Origin of the sequence: Vibrio sp. Vb1166 (assembly GCF_033338695.1) — a bacterium.
Classification (GTDB): Bacteria; Pseudomonadota; Gammaproteobacteria; order Enterobacterales; family Vibrionaceae; genus Vibrio; species Vibrio alginolyticus.
On record NZ_JAWOTE010000003.1, the window covers coordinates 122,298 to 146,611 of the forward strand.

The following is a 24,314-nucleotide window of genomic DNA, read 5'->3' on the forward strand; positions in this document are numbered from 1 at the left end:
TCATTCAAGGTAGTAATTATGACAATTCACGTAAAAAACAACATCCACTGGGTAGGTCAACGCGATTGGGAAGTTCAAGACTTCCACGGTACAGAATACAAAATGACAAAAGGTACCAGCTACAACAGTTATCTAATTCGTGAAGAGAAAACCGTATTGATTGATACGGTCGATCATCGATTCAGTCAACAATTCATCCAAAATTTAGAGATGGAAATCGACCTTAAGTCTATCGACTTTATCGTGGTAAACCATGCAGAAGAAGATCACTCGGGCGCATTGTCTGCATTGATGGAGAAAATTCCGAACACACCAATTTACTGTACAGAAGCGGCGATTGATTCGATTGTGGGTCATCACCACCATCCTGAGTGGAACTTCAAAACCGTAAAAACGGGCGACAGCATCGATATCGGTAATGGCAAGCAACTAGTGTTCGTGGAAGCGCCGATGCTGCATTGGCCAGACAGCATGATGACCTACCTAACGGGCGATGCAGTGTTATTCAGTAATGACGCATTTGGTCAGCACTACTGTGATGAACGTCTGTTCAATGATGAAGTGGATCAAAATGAGTTGATGGAACAGTGTTTGCGTTACTACTCAAACATCCTAACGCCATTCAGCAGCTTGGTAACCGCTAAAATCAAAGAAGTGCTGAGCTTTAATTTGCCTGTCGACATGATCGCAACGTCACACGGTATTGTATGGCGCGATAATCCGGTTCAAATCATCGAGCAATACTTAGCATGGGCAGACAATTATCAAGAAGATCGCATTACGATTTTCTACGATTCAATGTCAAACAACACTCGAATGATGGCCGATGCAATCGCGCAAGGCATTCACGATGTCGATCCTGGCGTGGCGGTCAAAGTCTTTAATGTCTCTAAGCATGATAAGAATGAAATTCTCGCCAATGTATTCCGCTCAAAAGGCATCTTGGTTGGTTCTTCTACCATGAATAACGTCATGATGCCGAAGATCGCAGGCATGCTAGAAGAAATTACCGGTCTGCGCTTTAAGGCGAAGAAAGCCGCTGCGTTCGGTAGCTACGGTTGGAACGGTGGTGCGGTGGATCGTATCCATGCTCGATTGACTGACGCAGGCTTTGAAACCGCGGTGAGTTTGAAAACCAAATGGCGACCAGATGGTAAAGCGATGCGTGAATGTCGCGAACATGGTCAAAACATCGCGAAGTTGTGGGCGAAGCATGACCTGACAAGTCCTGTTATTTCTCCGGCGATTGCTGCGTCTGCACCACAAGTTCAATCACAACCCGTTGCACAAGTAGCAACACAAGCTGTAGTAGATGCTGTTCCTAGCAACCCTAGTACTGAGGCGCATCCCGCAGATTGTCAATGCATGGTTTGCGCCGTTTGTAATTGGGTATACGACCCAGCTAAAGGCGAGCCTAATCAAGGCGTTGAACCGGGTACGGCATGGTCTGAAGTGCCGGATTACTTCTTGTGCCCAGAATGTCACTTGGGTAAAGACGTCTTTGTCGAATACAACGGGTAAGGGGGCGAATATGCAAGCACCTATTGTGATTATTGGTAGCGGCTTTGCGGCTTACCAATTGGTGAAAACAGTGCGTCGAATGGACGCACATATTCCGCTGCAAGTGTTTACTGCTGATGATGGCGCGGAATACAACAAGCCTGATTTGAGTCATGTATTCAGTAACAAGCAAACTGCCCAAGATTTGGTAGTTAAAAGTGGTGAGGAGTTTGCACAGGAACACAACATCGAACTGTTCGCCCATACCATGATTGAGCATGTCGACGTGCAAGCTCAGCAAGTGGTCGCCAACGGCCAAACCTATCCTTACTCTAAACTGGTGTTTGCGACAGGCGCGAAAGCCTTTGTGCCGCCAATATCTGGTGATGTAGCACCTGAGGTGATAACGCTAAACTCGCTACAAGAATATCAATTTGCGGAAGAGCAAATCAGTCGTGCGAAACGAATTCTAGTAATGGGTGGTGGTTTGATCGGCGTCGAGATCGCCATGGATCTCGCAACCAGTGGTAAAGCAGTTACGGTGGTTGAGCCAAATCCCCGTTTGCTCGCTAACTTGATTCCTGAATTCGTTGCATTGCCGCTGGAGAACCAACTTAAGCAGCAAGGTATTCAACTTGCCTTGGAGACTGGAGTTGTCGCGATCAATCACTCAGATGATTCGCTGGTGGCAAGCTTGAGCCAAGGTAAAGCAATCCAAGCCGATGTAGTGATTTCAGCGGCGGGTTTACGTGCTAACACTTGGTTAGCGAAAGCTTGTGGGGTGAGCGTGAATAAAGGCATTGAGGTGGATGCTCGATTACAGACATCAGCAGCCAATGTGTTCGCATTAGGCGATTGTGCCGAGATCCAAGGTCGAATGATGCCGTATCTCCAACCGATCGTGCTAAGTGCCAATGCTTTGGGCAAACAGCTACTAGGGCAAGAAGCAGAGCTGAAACTACCGCCTATGATGGTAAAGGTGAAAACGCCGAGCTACCCAATTCAATTGGCAGGCGATTTTAGTTCGGTGACGAACTGGAGCGTGCAGATTTCTCAAACTGGCATTGCCGCGAAAGCAGAAGATGAAAATAGCCGACTCATGGGCTTCGTCGTGACGGGAGAACAAGTTACGCAAGCATTTCCATTGCTTCGAGAGTTGTCTCAAGCCGGTCAGGCTTAACCGATTTAAACGAAAAGAATTGTAATTAGAGAGGGTATCATTATGTCGCATCTAAGAATTCCTAAAGACTGGACTGTTCAACGTTCAACGCCTTTCTTCACTAAAGACAATGTGCCACCAGCGCTACTGACTCATCATAATACCGCTGAGGGAGTGTTTGGACAGCTGTGCGTCATGGAAGGGCAAGTGACTTACTACGGCTTTGCTGATGAAAATGCCACAGAAGCAGAAGTGGTGGTGGTGATTAATGCAGGCCAGTTTGCTACAAGCCCACCGCAGTACTGGCACCGTATTGAGATGAGCGATGATGCTCAGTTCAACATCAATTTCTGGTCGAACAAAGATAAGAGTGGGCAAGCGATGTTCCATGCTAAGCAGTAGTAAACCTTTTTAAGTGCTTTGACTGTTATGCTAATCGTCAAGTAAAGGGGGGTAGAAGGCGCAATAAACGAACTGAAATACTGGATCATCGAGACCGTGGAAAGAGAAATCACGAGTAATGATATCAATTCTTTAGTAGCATGTTACGAAACATTTCAGTCAGGTGAACTAAGGGAAGCGTGCAATGGAAAAACAACGAGTAGCATTTATTGGTCTGGGTGTGATGGGATACCCAATGGCTGGTTATCTAAGTAAAGCGGGTTTTGAAACCAAAGTATACAACCGCACAAAAGCAAAAGCCGACAAATGGGCTGAAGAATACCAAGGCGTAGCTTGTGAAACACCACGTGAAGCGGCAGAAGGCTGTGACATCGTTTTTACCTGTGTGGGTAATGATGATGACGTTCGTAGCGTTGTTTACGGTGAAGAAGGCATTCTGGTTGGCTTGAAAGCGGATGCAGTGCTAGTGGACCACACAACGACTTCTGCAGACCTAGCGGTTGAGCTGGCTGAAGCGTGTGCTAAGTATGGTAATCACTTCATTGATGCGCCAGTTTCTGGTGGTCAAGCAGGCGCAGAAAATGGTGTTCTAACCATCATGTGTGGTGGTGAACAAAGCATTTTTGACCGTGTGTCTCCGGCGATGGATGTGTACGCGAAGCAGATGACGCTACTGGGTGAAAACGGTCAGGGTCAACGCTGTAAGATGGTAAACCAAATCTGTATTGGTGGCGTTTTACAAGGGCTGAGTGAAGCTTTGTTGCTGGCACAAAAATCAGGCTTGGACATCGCTCAAGTTGTAGAAACGCTTAAGCATGGCGCTGCAGGTTCTTGGCAGATGGAAAACCGCGCAAATACGATGGCTGAAGACAAGTTCGATTTTGGCTTCGCTATTGATTGGATGCGCAAAGACTTAGGTTTCTGTCTGCAAGAAGCTGAGCGAGTGGGTCTAGAACTTCCACTGACTAAGAAAGTGGATGAGCAATACGCAGACCTTCAACGTGATGGTTTAGGTCGCATGGATACATCAGTACTGATCAAAGCGGTAGCTAAAAATCAGTAGTTGATGAATCAGTAATAGATAAACAGTTCTTTGGTATCAAAGAGCTTAAAGAAATCTAAGTTAATCATAATGAACCTCCTTGAGCATGGTTTATGACTTTTGATTAAGGATTAGTGATTTGAAATCAGGAGGTGCTGTAGAGCACCTCTTTTTTTTCGTCTTTAAATCACACAGTGTAATGATTGCAGCGTTCGCTTACTTGTTTAAGCCTAGTGCAATTTCAAGACCTTTGCCGTACGCTTCGTCCGCTTGGTATGCGTGTTGAACGTGGCGCTGTTGGATGAACTCTGGTACACCGTCCATTGCGCGAGCTGTGTTGTCGAACAGAGTTTGACGTTGCTCTTCGCTCATCAGACGGAATAGGTCACCCGCTTGGCTGAAGTAGTCTTCGTCTACACGATGATCGTAGTGATCAGCGTTGCCATTGATGCGTAGAGGTGGCTCAGAGTAATCTGGTTGCTCTGCCCATTCTTGTTTGTAGTTTGGCTCGTAACCCAGTGTTGAACCAAAGTTGCCATCAACGCGCATTGCGCCATCGCGGTGGTAGCTGTGAACAGGGCAACGAGGTGCGTTCACTGGGATTTGATGGTGGTTCACACCTAGACGGTAACGCTGAGCATCGCCGTAAGCGAACAGACGACCTTGTAGCATTTTATCTGGAGAGAAGCCGATACCAGGTACTACTGCAGCTGGGTTGAACGCTGATTGCTCAACTTCTGCGTAGAAGTTTTCTGGGTTACGGTTCAGTTCGAACTCACCAACTGGGATCAGTGGGTAGTCTTTTTGAGACCATACACGTGTTAGGTCGAATGGGTTGAAGTTGACTTCATCCGCTTCTAACTCAGGCATGATCTGTACGTACATCTTCCATTTAGGGAAGTCTTGACGCTCAATCGCTTCGTAAAGGTCACGGTGATGGCTTTCGCGGTCTTTACCTACGATGGCTTCTGCTTCTTGGTCAGTCAGGTTCTTGATGCCTTGTTGAGTTTTGAAGTGGAATTTCACCCAGTAACGTTCGTTTTCTGCGTTGATGAAGCTGAATGTGTGGCTACCAAAACCATGCATATGACGGTAAGAAGCTGGGATACCACGGTCACTCATTACGATAGTCACTTGGTGGAATGCTTCTGGTAGTGATGTCCAGAAATCCCAGTTGTTGGTAGAGCTACGCATGTTAGTGCGAGGGTCGCGTTTTACTGCGTGGTTTAGGTCTGGGAATTTTAGTGGGTCACGTAGGAAGAATACTGGTGTGTTGTTACCAACCAAGTCCCAGTTACCTTCTTCAGTGTAGAATTTTAGTGCGAAACCACGGATGTCGCGTTCTGCGTCTGCTGCACCGCGCTCACCAGCTACAGTAGTGAAGCGAGCGAATAGTTCTGTTTTTTTGCCGATGTCAGAGAAGATCTTAGCGCGAGTGTATTTTGTGATGTCGTGCGTTACTGTGAACGTACCGTAAGCACCAGAACCTTTTGCGTGCATACGACGCTCAGGGATCACTTCGCGGTCAAAGTGTGCCAATTTTTCAAGGAACCAAACGTCTTGTAATAGTTGAGGGCCACGAGGACCTGCAGTCATAACGTTTTGGTTATGTGCGACAGGGCAACCTGCTGCTGTAGTCAATTTCTTGTTTGTCATTTTTCTTCCCCCTCCAGGGCTCAATACCTTAGAAACTGTAGAGGAGGTTATTACGGAAAAGCTGGGGGAGAAAACTGATATTGCTTATCAATTCAATAGATGGTGACTATGGTCGAAACTATATTAGAATCAGAAATTTACTACATTAGCTTGATTGACATAACAATCGACGTTCTCGAATGCGATTGACTGGGGGGAGCGCTATCCAGTTAGCGTGTCTGCGATGCTAGTAATATCGCCCCTTAAATGAAGTTTTACGTGTCATCAAAGGGGCGAAGTAATTAAGAGTACTTCACTTCAAGTTGTTCAGCTTTTGCAAATGCTGGGTGTGTCGCGAGCTGTTTCCCATAACGTTCAATATTAGGGAAGTGATTAACTAAACCAAACTTTTGAACCAATTCGACAATGAAAGACATCATGATGTCAGCGCCAGTCAGACGCTCTTCTACTAGGTAAGTTTTGCCTTCTAAGGATTGCTCGAAGTAGCCTAGTACATTCATTGCTTCCTTGTCGGCATAGCCTGATAAAAACTGAGTTTCATTTGGCTCTTTGCTTACGAAGATTTTTAGCAGCATAGGTAAAATTGCGGAGCTTTCTGCAAAGTGCATCCATTGCAAATATTCTGTGTGTGCTTTTGTACCGCGCTCAGGAGCAAAGGCTCCGTCACTGTATTTCTCAATCAAATATTCGGTCATTGCACCTGACTCAATGATAATCTCGCCGTTATCTTCAAGAACAGGTGACTTTCCTAATGGGTGAACACTTTTTAGTTCTGGCGGTGCCATGAAGGTCACGGAATCACGGACATAGGGTACAATCTCGTAATTTACATCTAGCTCTTCAAGTAACCAAATGATGCGCTTTGAACGAGACTGATTGAGGTGGTGAAGTTTAATCATTTACATATCCCTTTTTACAATGGGTCGTTAATCTGTACTACAAGCTTGCCGAAATTCTTACCTTCCAACAGACCGATGAATGCTTCTGGCGCATTATCCAGTCCTTGTACTAGATGTTCGCGGTATTGGATCTTTCCTTCTGCCAACCATTGATTAATATCTTGCGCAAATTCACCGTAACGATGTCCGTAATCATCAAAAATGATGAAGCCTTGCACCTTGATTCGTTTGGTCAGGAGCTTACCCATTAGTAATGGAAGATGGTCGGTACCTTCAGGCAGCTCTGTCGCGTTGTACTGAGAAATCAAACCACAAAGTGGGATACGCGCATTTGTATTCAGAAGTGGCATTACAGCCTCGAATACTTTGCCACCTACGTTTTCGAAGTAAACATCGATACCTTTGTCACAGGCATTTTTCAGTTGTTCTGCAAAGTCTTCAGCTCTGTGATCAATACACTCATCGAAACCAAGCACCTCTTTAGCGTAACGGCATTTTTCTTCTCCGCCTGCTATACCAACAACTCGGCAACCTTTGATTTTACCAATTTGACCAACTGTTGCGCCTACAGGCCCCGTAGCAGCTGCTACCACGATGGTTTCCCCTGGTTTTGGCTGACCAATGTCGAGTAAACCCATGTACGCGGTAAATCCTGGCATACCTGCAACGCCTAACGCGTAAGAAGGGTTTTGCGGTTCTTTACCAAGTTTAATGACCATCTCACCAGTTGAGATAGCGTAGTCTTGCCAGCCAACAGTGTAGGCAAGAACCCATTCACCTGCTTCGTAATCTGGGTGGTTTGATGCTTCTACCTGACAAACTGTACCACCGACCATTACGTCATCAATTGCAACAGGGTCAGCGTATGATTCGGCATCACTCATGCGACCACGCATGTATGGATCTAGAGATAAATAAACCGTTCTCAATAGCATTTCACCCTCTTTCGGAGTCGGTTTCGTTACCTCTTCTAAACGAAAGTTTTCTTGTGTCGGTGCACCATGGGGACGTGACGCGAGTACTATTCTGCGATTTGTTGCGTTAGTCATATCTATCTCACTTGTTGATTAGACCGGTCGTCTAGTATTTATTTCAAAATATCCCGCTTATGTAAAGCGGGAAGGTTTACTGTGTTAACACTGACGCTTTTTCTGACAGTGAAACGTGTGTAGGGTGTTCATTCTGCTTCCACGCCGCCCGTTATGGGCAAGTGCGCGTATTCTGCAGTAAGTGTTGAGTATAGGTCAGACTTTGCGTCAATGCTGCCTGATCTTGATAAAGTTTGTTCAGCAAGCTAGCGCCATTCCAAAGGTAGTATATCTGCCTTGCTAATAACGCACTGTCACCATTGGGGATTGAGCCATCTTGAATGCCGATGTCAATGCAATCCGCTATCGCTTGAATGGTTTTGTCTGCTCCTTGGCGTAATGCCAAGCGCATTGACTCAGAGAGATCGGAGACTTCTGCACTTAACTTAACCAATAAACATTTGTTCGCATTACACACGTCGTCTTCTACTTTGACCATTTCTTCGAAATAGCTCATTAGGCGTTGGTAGCCACTCAGTTCAGTATTGGTAAAGCGTGCGTTTAAACGCTCAAAATACTTAGTAAAGTAGTCTTGAATCATCGCTTCACCAAATTGTTCTTTGGATTTGAAGTAATGATAAAACGAGCCTTTTGGCACTGCGGCCTTTTTTAATAGCTCTGAAAGACCAACACTCGTGAACCCTCGGTTTACGATCAACTCGTATCCGACGTCGAGAATATGTTGGCGTGTGTCATTCGTCTTTGCGTTCATGAAGTGTACTATAGAATGAATTAGACCAGTCGTCTAGTATTTGTTGTGGGTTATTTAATCAGCTCATACTCAATAACAAAGAGCGTGTCGGTATTTGGGTAGATTTCTCGAATTAACTGCTTGAGTTTTGGTAGTTCGATGGCTTCTTGTTCTGCATGAAACTCATTAATATCTTCAAAGTGAAGTGGTTCTACAGAACGTATCTTGATATCGCAGACTTTACGATCCGTTTCTAAGGTAAAAACTTCGACTTCTGTATTGGGTACGTAATGGCTTTCTGATTCATCTCGAATCGTTATCGTCTTTTTGCCTGACGTGATCAACGGGGTTAAGAATTCAAAAAAAGTAATCTTGGTTGGATGAGATGGCATGATGTACTCGTTAGTCTGGTTGTTTGGCGTAATTATATACCCAAATACCCCAGAGATTCCTGTCTTACTAGAACGATCGAGCGCGGATGAGGCGAATTAACTTGGCACTAAAGTAACCTGAGATAACGCCTATCCAGTTGGTGCTGAGATCATCAAAACTAAATGATCGATTTGGAATAAAAAGTTGGCTTATTTCTTCCATTGAAACGATAGCTAGCAGCAGTAGCAAAAGACGAATCCCAAAAAAGTCGGTTTTATTCGAGCTCACCAGAGAAGGGAACGTGAAGACCGATAAAAAGCCGATCAATAAACTGAAAGTAAAGTGAAGCGTACTCGATCCGCCTAAGTAGGTTTCCATTTGCAGGTAAGTGGTATGGTGTAGGTCAGAGCTTTTCCACAAAGAAAGTGAAGCGGTTAACATCAGGACTAAAACAAAACTCGTGCGTGCCAGTATTAAAGCCATAATTAACCTATTGGAAAGAAGCCTAAGTAACGTTTTACAAAGTACAGTGCAGCTAAATTCTGGATAGCCATGCCAATTGCCATTGCCCACGCTGCACCAATCACCCCAAACATTTGGCAAAGCGTAACAAGTAGGCAGATGGACACCGTACCGGAGGAAATTGTAATGTATTTCATGGTTCTCTCATGACCACTCATTAATAATAAAAAACCTACTGAACCAGTCGCAACATTGACTAACTGCCCCAGAGAAAGGACGACTAATAGTGGCGCCGCGGCGAGAAACTCCTCACCAAAAAACTGCATTACAAACTCGGGGAAGAGGGTGCAAATAATTACGGGTACAATCGCTAAACCAACATTGGCTCGGCACGCCAAGCGGCTCAGGTTCTGCAGTTTACGCATTTGACGCTCTTTGTAGAGAGAGGCAAACATCGGGGCGACCACAAAGTTAATGGTAATCAGCACGAAGCCAATCAGTAGTGATGTACGTTGGGCTGCGGCTAACAAACCGAGTTCCGCTGTTGAGATAAAAAAGCCCGTAATAACAAGGCTTCCCCATTGAAGAACATTCGTGAAGATACTGCCAACCCAGACTTGCTTGGCAGAAGAGACCATTTTTTTGTTTGGTACGAAAGCCGATGTTTGATATTGATCTGAGCCAAGCCAATTGGCACTAGATATGACCGCGACACCTATGCTCGCTAAAAGCAGTGCGGTCATTAGATTGTTGATATTTTGCTGACCGATATAGTCTAGGGCAAAGACAAAAATGACCATCAACATGCTTACCCCAAGCTGCAACGCAAACAGAGATGATACGACTTTTCTACATGCTTGAAGCACCCGACTGTTGGTTTGCGCAAGCACCAAGAAAGGTATGCAAAGCAAGCATAAAGTAATCGCATACATTGGTGATTGAGTCTGGTTTAGCTGTTCTGGAAACAGATTAAACCCTGCTAACAAAACGCCTATGGCGAGCAAGCAAAATGCCATACTTCGATAAAGTGCGGTTTTATAGTTTTGGCTTTGTTCAAGCTTCTCTTTGTTATTAAAAGCGATCGCATTGTAACGAACTAACGAGACATCAAAACCTAGCTGAGAAACGATAGCGAGTAGCGAGACTAGGTTGAATAAAAAGAAAAATTGACCGGCCGTCGAAGCGTCACTGGTCTTCGATACAATCAGAGTCAGTAAAAAAGCAAATAGCGCACTCAACACACGCGTGATTGCGGTTTTTAATCCAGTAGATAACAAGCTTTTTTTACCGCTGGGCATCAACAGTAATTTTTGTTGAACAGTGTGAAACATAGGGGCATTTAACCGTAAAGTTTATTGAGTGCGAGGCGCTGTTTTTCTTCACTGAAGGCATCGTTTAATTCTGCTGTATATTGGCGAAAATCAATCTCTTCATAATGATTGACACAATGCGCGATCTGCTTGGCCATTTCTTCAGGTGTGAGCGCTAAAAACGGGTAGTTGAGATCTTTGGTTGCGCCGATGGTCCGAATAACCATAGGAAGATGTAACTTGGATGCTTCTAGAATGGTTAACGGCATCCCTTCCCATGCTGCAGTATGTAGATAAAGGTCTGAACCCTTGAGCTTTTCAACTACCTCATCGCGAGGCAGCATGCCCGTTACATCCACATTTTCAGTGCGTAATTTCTGTTCGAGTACGTGGTCACCGCCACCTATCCATGTGATTTCTATCGGGCGGTTAAGCGCATACCGATTAAGGAACTGCAATGTGCTGATAAGAAACTGAGGATCTTTTTGGGGCGCGACACGACCAAGTACAACGAGCTTCAGCGCTTCTTGCTTGTTTCGCTCTATACGATCTTCACTTTGATAAGACACGTAGTTGTTGAGCAGTTCGGCACGTTTCGCACCAATGCTAATGGCTAGGTCACACTCTCGTTGGCTACAGCCTGCAACCACATCAATTTTGCTCAGTTTTACTTTCTCTAGTGCTTTATAGATCTGGCGTGCAAGCTCTGAGATATCTTCACGTTCGAAGGCATAACAGTGCGGTGTGTAAACCAAGCGTGCCTTGCCAATCTTTAGAAATCGGCCGAGAAATCCCGCTTTACTCGAGTGCAAATGCACGACGTCGGGAGCAAGTGATGCAATCATGTGGTTTGCATCGCGAATAAATTGAAGCAAGCCGCCTTCTACCCACTTTGTCTGTACGAAAATGTGGTGGTTGTTCTCATTGGTCAAGTCGTTTTCTCGGGCTCTGGCTAGCAAGAAATGTTGATAAGGCTCGTCTCTGGATGAGTGAACATAACTATAGAGGGCGGTTTGAACGCCACCTCCAAACGCTTCTGTAACATGGAGTACTTTCTTCATGATGATTTTGTCCCTGGTGTTTGCATCCATTTGTGTTTAAAAGCATCACGCTCTTGCTCTGAATAAACGTGGCGATACAAGGGAAGATCGTACATATAGAACAGTTTTGAGAAGTCGTAGTGATTCTTAAAGTGTTGGTGGATATTGGAGTACCACTTGTTTTTCGCTTCGTTGCTGTTTTTCAGTACGAAGTCTTGCAACTCAAGAAACTCACCGATTTCTTTATCAAGAGAACTGAGCTGTTCGCATTTGATTAGCATGACGTTGGCCTGATCGTTCTGGAATGTGAAGAAAGGTTGAGTGTTGTCCAGCTCTTGGCGCATCACATCGATATTGAAATTACGCTTTAACTCGTTGTCGAACCAGTCCGCAAAATAGTTGAGATTGATATAGTTATCAAAGCAATGCTCGAGGTGCTGATACGTGACTTCCATATCTCGGTGAATTGCATCATTCTTTTTGCCTTCGATAAATTGCAAATGGAGGTCTTGAAAGAAACGAGAAAAGACAGTTGCGATTGGATCGCGGACCAGCGTAACGATTTTAATCTGCTCGCGTTTTTGTAAGATACGTTTTCGCTGCTTGAGCACTAAGCGATAGAGTGCGCGGTTTCGGAAGTCGAAGAATTTACTCACGTCTTTTTTATTGTGATACATGTGAAATTCTTCGTGATCATCAAAGGTGTGGATGTGATAGCTCGGGATATTTTTCTCCCCTAGCGTGTGCTCAATTGATGAGGAGCCAACTTTGCCCATTTGGTAAACTAAAACAAAATTATCAGCTTGGAGTTCTCGGTTCTTTTCAAATTGTCGAGAGATTGAATACTTCATCTATCCTATCCTTGATTATTCATATTCGTGGTGATGGTTTACCGGAAAAGTATGAGCAATGGCCCTTGAGTCGTTGCTCATGCTGATCATGACGGGTAATAAGAGTATTAAAATTATGGTGGTGTTTACCGCAACGAAAAACACCATGATGAGGGCGTATATCGCAAGTAATAGGCTTTTTCTGTTTTCATTAAGACTACGGAAGCAAAAGCGAATAAAAAGAAAATAACCACCAAACAGCAGACCGATACCAAACAATCCGTATTCAATTGCGGTATCTAACACAAAGTTGTGGGTGTAGATCGCCAGCTCATCATAATTAAAGTAACTGATCATAAAGTTGGGTAACATTTTCGCGCCGACACCTAACACTGGGTGTTGAAGTAAAATATCTAGCCCATTGGCAAGTAAAAGTTTTCTATGAAGATTCGATACCCAGCGCGCTTCACTTTGGTTGGCAAATAAGACGTCTTCTTGGGTTATTTCCAATGTGTCTGCTAGCGTTTCAAACCCAACGTAGAGTGTGGTTGTGACGGCAGTAAACACAATGAAGCTCAAGGCTAATAAAATTGTCCACGTGTACGTTTCGCTGAGCGATTTTCTCATTAAGTTTTTTACGAGCAGTTGGTCAAAGAAGAAAAGCAGACAAAAACCAAGTAGCGCTTTTCTTTCTTGTGACAACACCAGTAATACTAAAGCTACGAGCATCAAAAGGTGGAAAGCGCGAATTTTATCTCGATAAAGGTACAGTAGTGAGCACAGTACACCGAACCCGTATTTACTTACCCCGAGTAACTTAAACCCACTTTGATAGCCCTGAGCAAAGTGCCATAAGGCAACGAGCGAACAGATGAAAAACAACAGATACGTGAAATAAACCATTACCCGTTCGTCATCAAACACGCCATAGGCGTACATTAGGCTCAGTAGGCACAAAATCGCTAACCATTGCACAGTTTCTATAACTAGCGGCATTAAAGGGACGCGATTTAGCAGACCATTTATGAACACATACCCAGTGAACAATACGAGGAACCCCATACAGGGATGTATGAGTTTTTCAGCTTTTCCTTCCAATACCACTAATGCAGTAAAACCAATAGACAAAAGGCTTGCGATGTCAGATGGGGCTAGCGCTATTCCTCCAGCACGAAACTTCATTGGAATAAAGAACAATACTAATAGGCATGCTGCAAGCAATGAGGCGCGATGGCTCGATGGCGCGGAACTATTTGTTGGCGCAAAGCTGCTGGTAGATTCCATAGTAACCTTCACGAAATTTATCGATGGTGTAAAGAGAGGCCCTATTGACTGAGTATTGACTTGCAGCGTCATACCGCTCAACACTTTCACACAGTTGGAGAACTTTTTGGCTCAGTTCAGTGGCGTTACCAACTTGAAATAAATATTCGGCACGTCCGGTGACGTCATCCAAACCAGGTACGTCCGACGATAGTACGGGTAAGCCTGCTGCCATCGCCTCAACCGCCGCCAAACCAAAGCCTTCGACGTGCGACGATTGCACGTAAATATCCATGTCGTTCAAAAAGGCTGGAACGTCAGAAACTACGCCATGAAAGTGAACACGTTGCGCGACGTTGATTTTTGTTGCCAATGCTTGCAGTGACGATTTTTTTTCTCCATCTCCCGCAAGGTGGAGTTCGTATAGTCTTGGTAAATGGATAAGTGCTTGGATAAGCGTTTCATGGTCTTTATGTTGGTGAAGTCGGCCCACCATGCCAATCTTGATAACTGGTTTGTCGATTAGGTGGCTGGCGAATCTTGGCGTCATAGAAAACCTTTTTAAATCAACGCCATTGTGCACCACGTGATATTTATGTTGATAGCGAGGCATGAACTTCACCAGTTCATCTTGTACTTTTTCACTAATACTGACCGTCAAGTCGTGGCCCCAATATAAGACGTATTCCATGAACTTAAACAGCGGATAGTCACGTCGACGGTTATAAGAACAGTGCTCAGTCTGGATTCGTTTTTTACCTACCGCCAATAGCGCTAGGTAAATGGAAGGGTAGAGGTGCCCGTGAACGACATCCGGCCAACGCAGCAAAGAGAATTTCTCACTCAATGACAATGTGCGCCAGTTAAAACACTCTACCCCTTGGGCGGATAGCATTGGTAAGTAATCATTTTCATCACACAAGACCAAAATTTTGATTTCGTATTCAGGCTTATGTTCTAAAACAAGGTCGACTAAGAACTTCTGAGCACCGCCGTTCTGAGAAAGATCATTGATAATATGTAGAATCTTGGTTTTCATGATTAATTGGTCAGATATTGCTGTTTAAGGTCGGTGATTTCTGTATTTGAGAAAAAGTGCTTCGTCAATTTAGAATTCAGCATTTCTTCAACGTACTCGGGTGTAGGTTGAAATTGCGTTTTGAATTCTTTCATTAGTGGCGAGTACCATTTGTTGTCTGATTGATTTTCATAAACAACATCCACGGGGTAACCTAAAAAGTCTTCAACTGCGGAGTTAGCCTTCGTTAGCTTGTCACTTCGAATGACCAACAGTGAGAAGTTATTGTTATGGTATGTTTGATAGCCTACTTCGTGATTAAAAGACTCGTTAAACACATCAATCCCTGTTAGTTGTTTGATCTCGTTGTCAAACCACTGCAGCGCATATTGATGATTCATGTGCTTATCAAATGCTTCTTGGAGTAATTGCGGTCGTTCGGTACGTATTGCGCTGTCATCCTTTAGATATTTGTCCGCCATCCAAAAAGGAAGTGCTTGAAAGAACATTGAGACATTTCGTCCGATCGGTTCACGCACCAGCGAGATAATTCGAACTTTTTTCTTACGCTTTAACATGCGGCTCATCGTTATGCGCTTTAGTCGTCGCTTTAACGCATTGATCTGAGGCTTATGCAATTGCGCTCTAACGGGGGATATTTGTTTTTGCGCATCGACGGTCATAAGGTCGTGCAAGTGAATCGAGTCAGGAATGGAATGCTCTAATGCACTCGAACCTACTTTGCCCATTTGATAGATCAATACCGGCTGTTCTTGGCTTTTCAACGTTTGGTACCAAGATAGGTTTACGTTAGTAGGCGTATTTCTGGACATAAAGCGTCTCTCCTTCCTTGGCCTTGGCTTGTGTGATTAAGACGCCAAGAGATGGAACTGAGTGTTGTATTTGTTTAGATAACGCAAGGTTAACCAGTGATGATTTTGTCGATTCTGAGCGAATGACGGTGATCAGACCATTGGCATACTGACCAAGAATAAGTGCGTCACTCACTGACAGTAGGGGCGGTGTATCGATAATGATCCGGTCATACTTATTTTGAAAATGTTCGAGCAACTTTTTAAAGCGATCAGAAGCCAATAATTCCTGTGGGTTTGGCGGAATTAGGCCGGCCGGTAATACATCTAAGTTGGCTTCTTTTATATGTGTAACACAATCTTTGATTGGCGTATCCATCGTCAGGATATGCGTTAAGCCAGGGCTTGATTCAGCAATACCGAATCGCTTTGCGATGGAAGGTCGACGTAAATCGCAGTCGATGATCAATACCTTTTCCATTTTTGAAAACGACACCGCCATATTGATACTGGTTGATGTTTTTCCTTCTTCTGGAATAGCAGAGGTAAAGGGCAATATCTTTTGCTTCGTGTTGGTTAATCTGAGCAGAAGCGAGGTTCTGACGGAGCGGCAAGCTTCACTAAATAGCTTTTCTTCATCATCTAAATACGCGGTATAACTGACGCCGTTTTTACGCAAATTGCGTTTTTTGACCATAGGAATCACACCTAAACACGTAACACCAAGTTTTTCTTGCACATCGGCTGTGCTTCGGATAACTTCTCGCATCGTTTCTAAGATGATGACTAGAGCGCAAGCAATGGCAAAGCCAAAAAAGGTGGCAATTAGTACCAGTTTGATTCGTTGTGGTGCCACCGGGAATAGAGGAATGATGGCTTTATCAGTAAAGCGAGCAGTGACATTCTTGTAGTCGCTGGTGGCGTTGGTCTCTTTCTCACGATTTAAGAACGCTTCATAGAGTGCCTTATTGGATTCAACCTCGCGTTTTAACTGTTCGTAACGCGCTTTTTGTGACCCTAACGATTGGAAGTCTGACTTTTTGTTATCGAGTTCTGCGCGAAGCATGTCCTCTTGCGCTTTTGCAGCAAGAAGGTCTTGTTGCTTACTGAAGGAAATGTCACGGATGAGTTGCTGGGTTCTAGATTGAATTTCAGCAAGCTGCGCTTTCGCCTGAATCATTCGATCATGTTTAGGTCCGTAGCGCTGTGCCAGTTCAGAGAGATTTTTGGCTGCCTGTGCTTCCGACAATTTTAGATCGCGGATTTGCGCTTGATTAGCGAATTCATCAATTGACAACAAGCTGTCTAAACTTTGCGAAGATTTACGTCGTAACAATTGGATTAACGTCTGCGCTTCAATACGCTTATTAACAGCGATATTCAGCTTGCGAGTGAGTTCTTCTAGCTCATTTGCGTAAATTTCATCAATACCGTTTATATCGATCAACCCTTCTTTTAACAAGAATTCTTGCAGCGCTTGCTCCGAGTTACGTAATCGCTCCTCCAATTTTTGAGAGTTATTTGTCAACCAAGTAGCCGCATTTTGTGTAACGACCAATTTGGCTTCAAAATTTGCGTCAATGTAGGCTTGGCCGACCGCGTTGGCGATTGTCGTCGCAAGCTTAGGATCGGTAGAACGAAAGCGAATTCTGACTAATTGGGTGTTACGTACTGGCTCAATATCGAGTTTACTTCTGAAAGCTTGAAGTGCCTGATAATAGGACTCTGAAAACTGGGCGGTTTCTTTTGGACTTGGTGCCACATTCAGTAGGTCTTGAACAAAAGGAATCGACTTTATTTGGTCGATTTTTTTATTTAACCCCCCTGAGCTTGTGAATTCAGGTAATTGGGTGAGGTTCAGCTCTCTAATGACCTTATCTGCAATATGATTCGATTTTAAAATGGCGATTTGCGTTTGAAAGTACTCTTTTTTTGTCGTGTCGACGCCATATACTTCCTCAATTGAAAGTGCGCTTTTTTGCTCCTCTTGGATGAGTAGCGTAGCTGTAGCTTGGTATATCGATGCTTTGGAGTAGATATACCAAGTACAAGTTAATGAGAACAGAAGCGTGAATGCTGCGATGCTTAGCCAATTCTTTTTAATCGCTTTGAAGTGATGGCCAAAACGAATCAGTTCTACTTTGTTCATCTGGAGATTATTTGGATGAGTCCCGTTCATTTGATTCCCTGTCACTTAAAAGAAGCTCTGGTCAATAAATACAATGTCACCAGGTTCAACGTTGCGGTGCATACTGACCCCTTCCATCGTTTGACCCGTTTTATGCTTGGTGAGGTTAATGCCTTTGCGTGAGGCTCTGTCGGTCAAGCCGCCTGCTAGAGCGATGGCCTTCTCTATGGTTAATCCTGGACGGTACTCAAATCCACCAGGCTTCCTGACTTCGCCATTAACGTAAAACAGACGAAAATTATTGATGGTGACCATCACTTTTGGATTGATGAGATAATCGCCTTTTAAGCCCGTTTCTATTTCGTACTTGAGTTGTTTTGGTGTTTTTTTGATTGCTTTAATTCGGCCAAGGTAGGGGTAATCAAAGTAGCCATCTGACGTTATTAGAATATTTTTAATCGTAAGATCTTCTTCACCATAGACCTGCACGGAAATGGTATCGCCAGTATCGAGTAAGTAATCTTCCTCGTTTGAGTCAGCGTTGACCAAAGTGCTAAATAGCAACAACGCTACACTCATGAATTTGATGAATGCCTTCATTAATAATCCTTTTTACAGAGAAAACTGTGCGCTTAAAGTCCAAATATTTTGTTCGAAGCTATAATCCGATCGGCTAGAGTTTTTATCTTGGTATTGCCAATCGGCTTGCAGCTGTATCCAACGTTTGATCTGATAATCGATACCAAAAGATAGAGTGTACCGATCGTCGTTTCTGGAGATTCCCGTGTAATCATCTTGTTGATAAACAGCACCTAAGCGAGTTGCAAGGTAACTATTCCAATCGTGCTTCAGGTTCAGTCGGTAACGAGTTTGTAGGTTGTAATCGCCATCTTGATCGGGGTTAACCGCCGCTTGAGTGGTTTTCACGCTGACTAGAGTTTGTTCTTGAGGCAACCATTCAAAGCCGATATCCCAACTAAAGCCTTTAAATGTCTCTCGTTGAGCGCTGTCAAAATCTTTGATTTGATAACCGAGTCGAGCGATGCCTTTGGTTTTTCCTGTGACTTCCCATTCGGCACCGGTGTAATAGAAACTGGTGTTGTTATCTTTCGATGGCTGCGCAGAATTTCGGTGCTGATACTCGGTTACGATTTGGTTTGTTCCGACTAACCAATAGGTTCTTGGCGTCGCTCTTAAATAGAACTCCAAATGTGCATTGGGAGCTCGAAAATCGTTGTATTTAGTTTTAGCGTTTGGGCGCCCAGGCAAGCCGTCACGATAGTTTTGATAGGTTTTATCACTATAGCCTAAACCGAATTCGAGTCTGCCTTTGGCACCGTTAGATCCAAAGACATAATTGGTTTTTACATCGTTACGGTTGAACTCTATTGGTGAGTCGATTGCGCTACCATTACCTTCGGTAATATCTTCTCCTCGAACTTCATGCTGGGCGCGAAAACGGTAATCAACCACTAAACGATGACGATGATTAAATTCGAAAAAGTTGGAAAACTGAAAAGTGTGGTCGTCGAAGTCGTTGCGATCGTCAGATGAAAAGCCAGCTTTTAACTTATATAAAATATCTGCGCGATAGCGATTCCGTTCTATACGTGCTAGTAAGCTTGGTTCTATACCCCAAATATTGACCGATTCTACATTGCCGGATTTTTCCGCTTTATTGATGTTGTCATCTCCCTCGTAGAAAGTTTTTACGAGGGGAATCAACTCTATACCAGACTCGGTTTGGTAAGCCATCGATTCTGCGAGCAAGTCAGTAGAAAACAGACTCAATGTTATTGCCATTGTCAGTTTCTTCATAATCTTAACCTTAGTAAGCGTTAGCACCAGTGAAGCCTTTGAAAACGGTCATAAAGATGATTTTGATGTCCATCCAAACCGACCAGTGGTGGATGTAATCCAAATCAAACTCGACTCTCTTTTCCATTTTTTCTAAGGTGTCTGTTTCGCCGCGATAGCCATTAATTTGCGCCCAGCCAGTAATGCCTGGTTTTACTTTGTGACGTAGCATGTATCGGTCAACAATCTGGCGATACTCTTCATTGTGCGCCACGGCATGAGGGCGTGGACCAACAATAGACATGGTCCCTTGCAGTACATTGATAAATTGAGGCAGTTCGTCCAAAGAGGTGCGACGTAGAAATCCGCCAAAAGGCGTAATACGAGGATCGTTCTTTGTCGCCTGTTTCACGTTGGAACCTTGATCCATGGTTGTCATTGAACGGAACTTCCAGACTTCAATCTTGCGTCCATCAAGACCGTAACGATGTTGTTTAAAGATGACAGGGCCTTTAGACGTTGCCTTAATGCCAATCGCAATGACGAATAGAATAGGGGCGATTAAGACCAAAATAATGCTCGAAAACAAGATGTCTTCAAACCGTTTTACCCAAGAAGAAATTCCAGCAAAAGGTGTATCAAAGACACTTAGTGTTTGAACTTGGCCGATCTGCGCCCAACGAGAATGTAAAAGGTTATAAGTGAAGAAGTCGGGAATCAGATACGTATTTGCGGTGGTATCTGAGAATTGGTTAAGAAGTGACGCAATGCGCTCTTTTGCGTGCATTGGCATCGCGATATAGACGTAATCTACTTCCCCTTTTTTAGCTCGCTCAAGGGCGTGGTCAACAGCTCCTTTAATAGGATAATCAGAATTTGGCAGTCTGTCGGAAGATCGTTCGTCGTAAAAGCCATCAAAAAGCACGCCGTGTTCTGTGTGGTTTTGAATTTCGTTAGCTAGGGTAATGCCGTGAGGAGTTTGGCCGATGATGATCGCAGTGCGAGTGTTGAATCCTTTTTTTCTCAAATAGGCTAATCCGGTACGGAATGTTACTCGCCATGCTAAAAGCAGAGCGGGCGTAATCGCAAACCACAGCGCTAAAATTGTGTTATCAAATAAGGTATGGACTTCAGAAAAATACAGCACAATAAAGATAAGTGCAGAAGTCACCGCCCAAGCAACACAGACAATAAACATCTGCTCTTTAAACGAACTGGTTCGCCAAGAGCGATAAAGATTGCCGCTTTCTGCCATAAATAGAAAGGAGATGCCTCCAACGAAAGCCAATATGACGTAATCTTTCCCCATCGCAGTATTCATGTCTTTGAACACTAAAAGCAGCATAAAAGAGACGATGACAGCAAGATCTGAGATGCGATATAAAAAAGCGAACTCCATCTCATGAGAGCGGATAAGTCCTTTTTGTTTCATGACTCAGTTTCCCTTCTGACACGCTACCGCCCTTGGGTGTCTTCCCCAATTGCCGTGTCGTGAACGTTATTAGTAGTTAGTGCACAGAGCATTCTGTGGAATGCTGCTGAGTTTTTTGTCACGTGTAATTTCGTTGATAAGTGTAAAAATTTGCTTTGTTGAGGTAAGTGGAAATAAGAATGATATTTAGCCCTTTGGCTAAGTTTGGCGGGTTAGGAAAAAGCTGGTACTTACTTATGAGGAATGAGGAAAAGTATTAAAAATGAAGTATCAGTACAAAGACAATGGTTTATGTGAGGGTAGAAGAAACGGGTGATTTGATTCGTTCACGATTAATGATTTAGTATCGAATTGCTGATATTTATTAAGATAAAAAAATCCCTCTCACTTGAGAGGGATTTTTTTGAGTAAGGACGAATGAACTATTCGACTTCTACGCCGTTTTCTTTGTATAGGCGGCGGCATGCGCGACCATCACTGTGGAACAGGTGACAACGATGAGCTGGAATACCGATCTCGATTTTATCGCCAGTGTCGACTGCAAGCGTGTCCGGCTGACGGAAAATAACGTCGGCGTCCGCGCCTTCTAGATTTAGGTATACTTGAGTTTCGTTACCTAGCTTCTCAACAATCATCACTTCACCGTGAATACTTGCATCAGCTTCAGAAGCGGATAATAGGTGCTCAGGGCGAATGCCTAAAGACATTCGGTCGCCGCGGTTAACGGTTGTACCATCCACCGGAATCCAGAAAGATACGCCGTTAGATAGTTGAACTTTGACGCGCTCTGCTTCTACTTCATCAATGAATACGCTCATGAAGTTCATTTTCGGAGAACCGATAAAGCCAGCTACAAAGCGGTTTTGTGGGTAATGGTAAAGCTCAAGCGGCTTACCAACTTGCGATACATAACCGCCGTCTAGTACAACGATTTTATCTGCCATTGTCATCGCTTCTACCTGATCGTGCGTTACGTAGATCATGGTACAACCAAGTTGGCGCTGAAGTTTCGTGATTTGTGCACGCATGTTTACACGCAGTGCCGCATCCAAGTTTGATAGTGGCTCGTCTAGAAGGAATACATTTGGCTGCGATACCAATGTTCGGCCAATCGCCACACGTTGACGCTGTCCACCAGAAAGTGCTTTTGGTTGGCGCTCAAGCAAGTGGCCTAGTTGTAGGATTTCTGCTGCTTGTTCAACACGCTTGTCGATTTCTGCTTTGTCTGCTTTTGCTAGTTTCAAGCCAAATGACATGTTGTCATATAAGTTAAGGTGCGGGTAAAGAGCGTAAGACTGGAATACCATACCAACACCACGTTTGGATGGTTCGACGTCATTCATGCGCTGGTCACCAATATACAAATCACCTGAAGTAATGTCTTCAAGACCGGCAATACAACGTAAAAGGGTAGATTTACCACAACCTGATGGACCTACAAAAACAACAAATTCACCTTCGTTGATTGTTAGGTCTACGTTCTTAGAAATCAGTACGTCGCCATACGCTTTACAAACATTTTTTAACGTGACACTCGCCATGTAGCTCGTCCTCGATCAATTTTTTATTATTCACCGCTCATCATTATATGAATTATCTAGCGAGCAGTAACAGTAGGAATCGGTAAGTTCTTGCGGTTGGTAAGAAAAGTAGGGTAGCACTTCAATAAAATGTCCTGAATAGAAGTGCTACCCATCATAGCCAAGTACGAGTTTCTCTCCCCCACATTATTCGTATTGTCTCCCCCGTGAAATAATTACCACAAACAACACTAATAATGACATTCCACTCGTCTGGCAATGCAAAACCAGCAAATCTTTTTCCTAATACGTAGGCACTGCTGGGAAAGGGTTCTTACCATCCACTCTTGGATGACTGCAGTTTCTAAGATTGTGCGTAGTGCGACATCCTCCTAATAGAAATAATTGTAGGGGGAGTAGAAAGGGAGGAGTAAAAAAGGAGGAGGAAGAAAGCAGTTGGTCGGAAATCACATTATTGCACCACCTAAAGTTGAAACCGATCACAGGAACTATCCATTTTGTGATTTGAGTCTCTTACCCTTGGCGATTTAGATCACGAAAATACGTCATAATTGTAAGGGCGTAGGGATTAGGAGGATGAGACATATTGGATTATTTCAGATGATATATGTCGAAATACGGCTGAACCTCAATGGACTAGCCCTACATCAAAAATATAAAAAGGATACGAACATGAAAAAGTTAAGCGCTGTAGCACTAGGTACTCTTGTTGCTTTGGGTTCTTTTGGTGCTAATGCTGCCATCGAAGAAGGACAACTTACTATCTGGATCAACGGTGATAAAGGCTACAACGGCCTTGCTGAAGTTGGTAAGAAATTTGAAGAAGACACAGGCATTAAAGTGACTGTGGCTCACCCAGATGGCCTTCAAGACAAATTCCCTCAAACTGCAGCGACTGGCGACGGTCCTGATATCGTATTCTGGGCTCACGACCGTTTCGGTGGTTACGCAGAAGCTGGCCTGCTAGCAGAAATTAAACCTTCTAAGAATATTCAAGAAGGTATCGTTGATTTCGCTTGGGATGCAGTACGTTACGACGGCAAATTGATCGGCTATCCAGTTGCGGTTGAGTCTCTATCTCTAATCTACAATAAAGACTTAGTTCCAAACCCACCAAAGTCTTGGGAAGAGGTTGCAGCATTAGATGCAAAACTTAAAAAAGACGGCAAGTCTGCAATCATGTGGAACCTAAAAGAACCGTACTTCACTTGGCCACTAATGGCGGCTGATGGCGGCTACGCGTTCAAATACACTTCTGAAGGTTACGATGTTAAAGACGCTGGTATCGCGAAAGAAGGCGTTAAAGACGCAATGAGCTTCGTAAAAGGCTTAGTTGATAAAGGCGTAATCTCTGCGGATATGGATTACTCCGTGTCTGAGTCTGCGTTCAACCAAGGCAAAACAGCGATGACGATCAACGGTCCATGGTCTTGGGGCAACATTGAGAAGTCAGGCGTTAACTACGGCGTGACTACGCTACCTAAGTTCCAAGGTCAATCTTCTAAGCCATTCGTTGGTGTTCTAACAGCTGGTATCAGCACTGCGTCTCCAAACAAAGACCTAGCAGTTGAGTTCATTGAGAACTACCTACTAACAAACGATGGCCTACGTATGGTTAACAACGATAAGCCTCTAGGTGCGGTAGCGCTTAACTCGTTCCAACGTGAGCTAGATTCAGATACTCGTATCGCTGCAACAATGGACAATGCGATGAACGGCGAAATCATGCCAAATATCCCTCAAATGAACGCATTCTGGGGTGCGGCTAAGAACGCAATCATCAACGTAGTTGACGGTCGTCAAACTGTCGATGCAGCTCTTGCAGATGCAGAAAAACAAATGACTAAATAATTAAGTAAGACCTTTTTAAGG

Annotated in this window: 22 protein-coding genes; 5 read left to right on the forward strand and 17 right to left on the reverse strand. The window is 44.0% G+C overall.

Annotated elements, in window-relative coordinates:
• The first annotated feature begins 18 nt into the window (after window positions 1-18).
• The 4 genes from norV to R7E51_RS04955 all read left to right on the forward strand — a co-directional run bounded on the left by norV (window position 19) and on the right by R7E51_RS04955 (window position 4,124).
• Complete coding sequence (norV, locus tag R7E51_RS04940; protein WP_104980119.1) at window positions 19-1,521, forward strand: anaerobic nitric oxide reductase flavorubredoxin; 1,503 nt, start codon at window positions 19-21, stop codon at window positions 1,519-1,521.
• A 10-nt stretch (window positions 1,522-1,531) separates the two neighbouring features.
• Complete coding sequence (norW, locus tag R7E51_RS04945; protein ID WP_206957827.1) at window positions 1,532-2,680, forward strand: NADH:flavorubredoxin reductase NorW; 1,149 nt, start codon at window positions 1,532-1,534, stop codon at window positions 2,678-2,680.
• A 42-nt stretch (window positions 2,681-2,722) separates the two neighbouring features.
• Complete coding sequence (locus R7E51_RS04950; protein WP_005375231.1) at window positions 2,723-3,061, forward strand: DUF1971 domain-containing protein; 339 nt, start codon at window positions 2,723-2,725, stop codon at window positions 3,059-3,061.
• A gap of 184 nt (window positions 3,062-3,245) precedes the next feature.
• Window positions 3,246-4,124 (forward strand): NAD(P)-dependent oxidoreductase, encoded by an 879-nt coding sequence (locus R7E51_RS04955; protein WP_005375233.1) that lies wholly within the window; start codon window positions 3,246-3,248, stop codon window positions 4,122-4,124.
• A 195-nt stretch (window positions 4,125-4,319) separates the two neighbouring features.
• Here the strand turns inward: R7E51_RS04955 and R7E51_RS04960 are convergent, their stop codons facing one another.
• The 17 genes from R7E51_RS04960 to malK form a co-directional block, all read right to left on the reverse strand.
• Window positions 4,320-5,759: a catalase gene (locus R7E51_RS04960; RefSeq protein ID WP_017821260.1), complete on the reverse strand. Its 1,440-nt coding sequence runs from the start codon at window positions 5,757-5,759 to the stop codon at window positions 4,320-4,322.
• Window positions 5,760-6,040: 281 nt separating this feature from the next.
• Window positions 6,041-6,658: a glutathione S-transferase family protein gene (locus R7E51_RS04965; protein WP_005375238.1), complete on the reverse strand. Its 618-nt coding sequence runs from the start codon at window positions 6,656-6,658 to the stop codon at window positions 6,041-6,043.
• Window positions 6,659-6,672: 14 nt separating this feature from the next.
• Complete coding sequence (locus R7E51_RS04970) at window positions 6,673-7,707, reverse strand: NADP-dependent oxidoreductase (RefSeq protein ID WP_017821259.1); 1,035 nt, start codon at window positions 7,705-7,707, stop codon at window positions 6,673-6,675.
• Between the two features lie 151 nt (window positions 7,708-7,858).
• A complete protein-coding gene (locus R7E51_RS04975) occupies window positions 7,859-8,458 on the reverse strand; it encodes a TetR/AcrR family transcriptional regulator (RefSeq protein WP_005385858.1) in 600 nt (199 codons plus the stop codon).
• Between the two features lie 50 nt (window positions 8,459-8,508).
• A complete protein-coding gene (gene yqfB / locus R7E51_RS04980; protein WP_005385855.1) occupies window positions 8,509-8,829 on the reverse strand; it encodes a N(4)-acetylcytidine aminohydrolase in 321 nt (106 codons plus the stop codon).
• Window positions 8,830-8,896: 67 nt separating this feature from the next.
• The gene (locus R7E51_RS04985; protein WP_206957825.1) at window positions 8,897-9,292 is read right to left on the reverse strand and encodes a VanZ family protein; all 396 of its coding nucleotides are present in this window, start codon (window positions 9,290-9,292) and stop codon (window positions 8,897-8,899) included.
• Window positions 9,293-9,294: 2 nt separating this feature from the next.
• Window positions 9,295-10,602: an oligosaccharide flippase family protein gene (locus R7E51_RS04990; RefSeq protein WP_021707644.1), complete on the reverse strand. Its 1,308-nt coding sequence runs from the start codon at window positions 10,600-10,602 to the stop codon at window positions 9,295-9,297.
• Between the two features lie 8 nt (window positions 10,603-10,610).
• On the reverse strand, window positions 10,611-11,642 hold the full coding sequence (locus R7E51_RS04995; protein ID WP_206957823.1) for a glycosyltransferase family 4 protein: 1,032 nt from the start codon (window positions 11,640-11,642) through the stop codon (window positions 10,611-10,613).
• Complete coding sequence (locus tag R7E51_RS05000) at window positions 11,639-12,472, reverse strand: putative capsular polysaccharide synthesis family protein (protein WP_005375258.1); 834 nt, start codon at window positions 12,470-12,472, stop codon at window positions 11,639-11,641. Before R7E51_RS05000 ends, R7E51_RS04995 begins: the two co-directional genes overlap by 4 nt.
• A gap of 15 nt (window positions 12,473-12,487) precedes the next feature.
• The gene (locus R7E51_RS05005) at window positions 12,488-13,735 is read right to left on the reverse strand and encodes an O-antigen ligase family protein (protein WP_053303828.1); all 1,248 of its coding nucleotides are present in this window, start codon (window positions 13,733-13,735) and stop codon (window positions 12,488-12,490) included.
• A complete protein-coding gene (locus R7E51_RS05010) occupies window positions 13,701-14,753 on the reverse strand; it encodes a glycosyltransferase (RefSeq protein ID WP_182016446.1) in 1,053 nt (350 codons plus the stop codon). Before R7E51_RS05010 ends, R7E51_RS05005 begins: the two co-directional genes overlap by 35 nt.
• A 2-nt stretch (window positions 14,754-14,755) precedes the next feature.
• The gene (locus tag R7E51_RS05015; RefSeq protein ID WP_053303826.1) at window positions 14,756-15,565 is read right to left on the reverse strand and encodes a putative capsular polysaccharide synthesis family protein; all 810 of its coding nucleotides are present in this window, start codon (window positions 15,563-15,565) and stop codon (window positions 14,756-14,758) included.
• The gene (locus R7E51_RS05020) at window positions 15,543-17,723 is read right to left on the reverse strand and encodes a GumC family protein (protein WP_171342490.1); all 2,181 of its coding nucleotides are present in this window, start codon (window positions 17,721-17,723) and stop codon (window positions 15,543-15,545) included. Before R7E51_RS05020 ends, R7E51_RS05015 begins: the two co-directional genes overlap by 23 nt.
• Before the next feature lie 15 nt (window positions 17,724-17,738).
• Complete coding sequence (locus R7E51_RS05025) at window positions 17,739-18,272, reverse strand: polysaccharide biosynthesis/export family protein (protein WP_005375265.1); 534 nt, start codon at window positions 18,270-18,272, stop codon at window positions 17,739-17,741.
• A gap of 12 nt (window positions 18,273-18,284) precedes the next feature.
• The gene (locus R7E51_RS05030; protein WP_206957822.1) at window positions 18,285-19,490 is read right to left on the reverse strand and encodes an outer membrane beta-barrel protein; all 1,206 of its coding nucleotides are present in this window, start codon (window positions 19,488-19,490) and stop codon (window positions 18,285-18,287) included.
• A 10-nt stretch (window positions 19,491-19,500) separates the two neighbouring features.
• On the reverse strand, window positions 19,501-20,901 hold the full coding sequence (locus tag R7E51_RS05035; RefSeq protein WP_033906767.1) for an undecaprenyl-phosphate glucose phosphotransferase: 1,401 nt from the start codon (window positions 20,899-20,901) through the stop codon (window positions 19,501-19,503).
• Window positions 20,902-21,323: 422 nt separating this feature from the next.
• Window positions 21,324-22,442 (reverse strand): maltose/maltodextrin ABC transporter ATP-binding protein MalK, encoded by a 1,119-nt coding sequence (gene malK / locus R7E51_RS05040; RefSeq protein WP_005375271.1) that lies wholly within the window; start codon window positions 22,440-22,442, stop codon window positions 21,324-21,326.
• Between the two features lie 672 nt (window positions 22,443-23,114).
• Between malK and malE the strand changes: the two genes are divergently transcribed.
• Window positions 23,115-24,293: a maltose/maltodextrin ABC transporter substrate-binding protein MalE gene (gene malE, locus R7E51_RS05045; RefSeq protein ID WP_005375272.1), complete on the forward strand. Its 1,179-nt coding sequence runs from the start codon at window positions 23,115-23,117 to the stop codon at window positions 24,291-24,293.
• Window positions 24,294-24,314 lie beyond the last annotated feature (21 nt).

What these genes read in the sequence shown, in the direction of transcription:
- R7E51_RS04970 (WP_017821259.1), bottom strand. Translation starts at nt 7,707, where the DNA reads ATGACTAACGCAACAAATCGCAGAATAGTACTCGCGTCACGTCCCCAT.
- R7E51_RS04960 (WP_017821260.1), bottom strand. Translation starts at nt 5,759, where the DNA reads ATGACAAACAAGAAATTGACTACAGCAGCAGGTTGCCCTGTCGCACAT.
- R7E51_RS05010 (WP_182016446.1), bottom strand. Translation starts at nt 14,753, where the DNA reads ATGAAAACCAAGATTCTACATATTATCAATGATCTTTCTCAGAACGGC.
- yqfB (WP_005385855.1), bottom strand. Translation starts at nt 8,829, where the DNA reads ATGCCATCTCATCCAACCAAGATTACTTTTTTTGAATTCTTAACCCCG.
- R7E51_RS05025 (WP_005375265.1), bottom strand. Translation starts at nt 18,272, where the DNA reads ATGAAGGCATTCATCAAATTCATGAGTGTAGCGTTGTTGCTATTTAGC.
- R7E51_RS05000 (WP_005375258.1), bottom strand. Translation starts at nt 12,472, where the DNA reads ATGAAGTATTCAATCTCTCGACAATTTGAAAAGAACCGAGAACTCCAA.
- R7E51_RS05005 (WP_053303828.1), bottom strand. Translation starts at nt 13,735, where the DNA reads ATGGAATCTACCAGCAGCTTTGCGCCAACAAATAGTTCCGCGCCATCG.
- R7E51_RS05030 (WP_206957822.1), bottom strand. Translation starts at nt 19,490, where the DNA reads ATGAAGAAACTGACAATGGCAATAACATTGAGTCTGTTTTCTACTGAC.
- R7E51_RS05015 (WP_053303826.1), bottom strand. Translation starts at nt 15,565, where the DNA reads ATGTCCAGAAATACGCCTACTAACGTAAACCTATCTTGGTACCAAACG.
- malE (WP_005375272.1), top strand. Translation starts at nt 23,115, where the DNA reads ATGAAAAAGTTAAGCGCTGTAGCACTAGGTACTCTTGTTGCTTTGGGT.
- malK (WP_005375271.1), bottom strand. Translation starts at nt 22,442, where the DNA reads ATGGCGAGTGTCACGTTAAAAAATGTTTGTAAAGCGTATGGCGACGTA.
- R7E51_RS04955 (WP_005375233.1), top strand. Translation starts at nt 3,246, where the DNA reads ATGGAAAAACAACGAGTAGCATTTATTGGTCTGGGTGTGATGGGATAC.
- R7E51_RS04975 (WP_005385858.1), bottom strand. Translation starts at nt 8,458, where the DNA reads ATGAACGCAAAGACGAATGACACACGCCAACATATTCTCGACGTCGGA.
- R7E51_RS04985 (WP_206957825.1), bottom strand. Translation starts at nt 9,292, where the DNA reads ATGGCTTTAATACTGGCACGCACGAGTTTTGTTTTAGTCCTGATGTTA.
- R7E51_RS05035 (WP_033906767.1), bottom strand. Translation starts at nt 20,901, where the DNA reads ATGAAACAAAAAGGACTTATCCGCTCTCATGAGATGGAGTTCGCTTTT.
- R7E51_RS04965 (WP_005375238.1), bottom strand. Translation starts at nt 6,658, where the DNA reads ATGATTAAACTTCACCACCTCAATCAGTCTCGTTCAAAGCGCATCATT.
- R7E51_RS04950 (WP_005375231.1), top strand. Translation starts at nt 2,723, where the DNA reads ATGTCGCATCTAAGAATTCCTAAAGACTGGACTGTTCAACGTTCAACG.
- norW (WP_206957827.1), top strand. Translation starts at nt 1,532, where the DNA reads ATGCAAGCACCTATTGTGATTATTGGTAGCGGCTTTGCGGCTTACCAA.
- R7E51_RS04990 (WP_021707644.1), bottom strand. Translation starts at nt 10,602, where the DNA reads ATGTTTCACACTGTTCAACAAAAATTACTGTTGATGCCCAGCGGTAAA.
- R7E51_RS04995 (WP_206957823.1), bottom strand. Translation starts at nt 11,642, where the DNA reads ATGAAGAAAGTACTCCATGTTACAGAAGCGTTTGGAGGTGGCGTTCAA.
- norV (WP_104980119.1), top strand. Translation starts at nt 19, where the DNA reads ATGACAATTCACGTAAAAAACAACATCCACTGGGTAGGTCAACGCGAT.
- R7E51_RS05020 (WP_171342490.1), bottom strand. Translation starts at nt 17,723, where the DNA reads ATGAACGGGACTCATCCAAATAATCTCCAGATGAACAAAGTAGAACTG.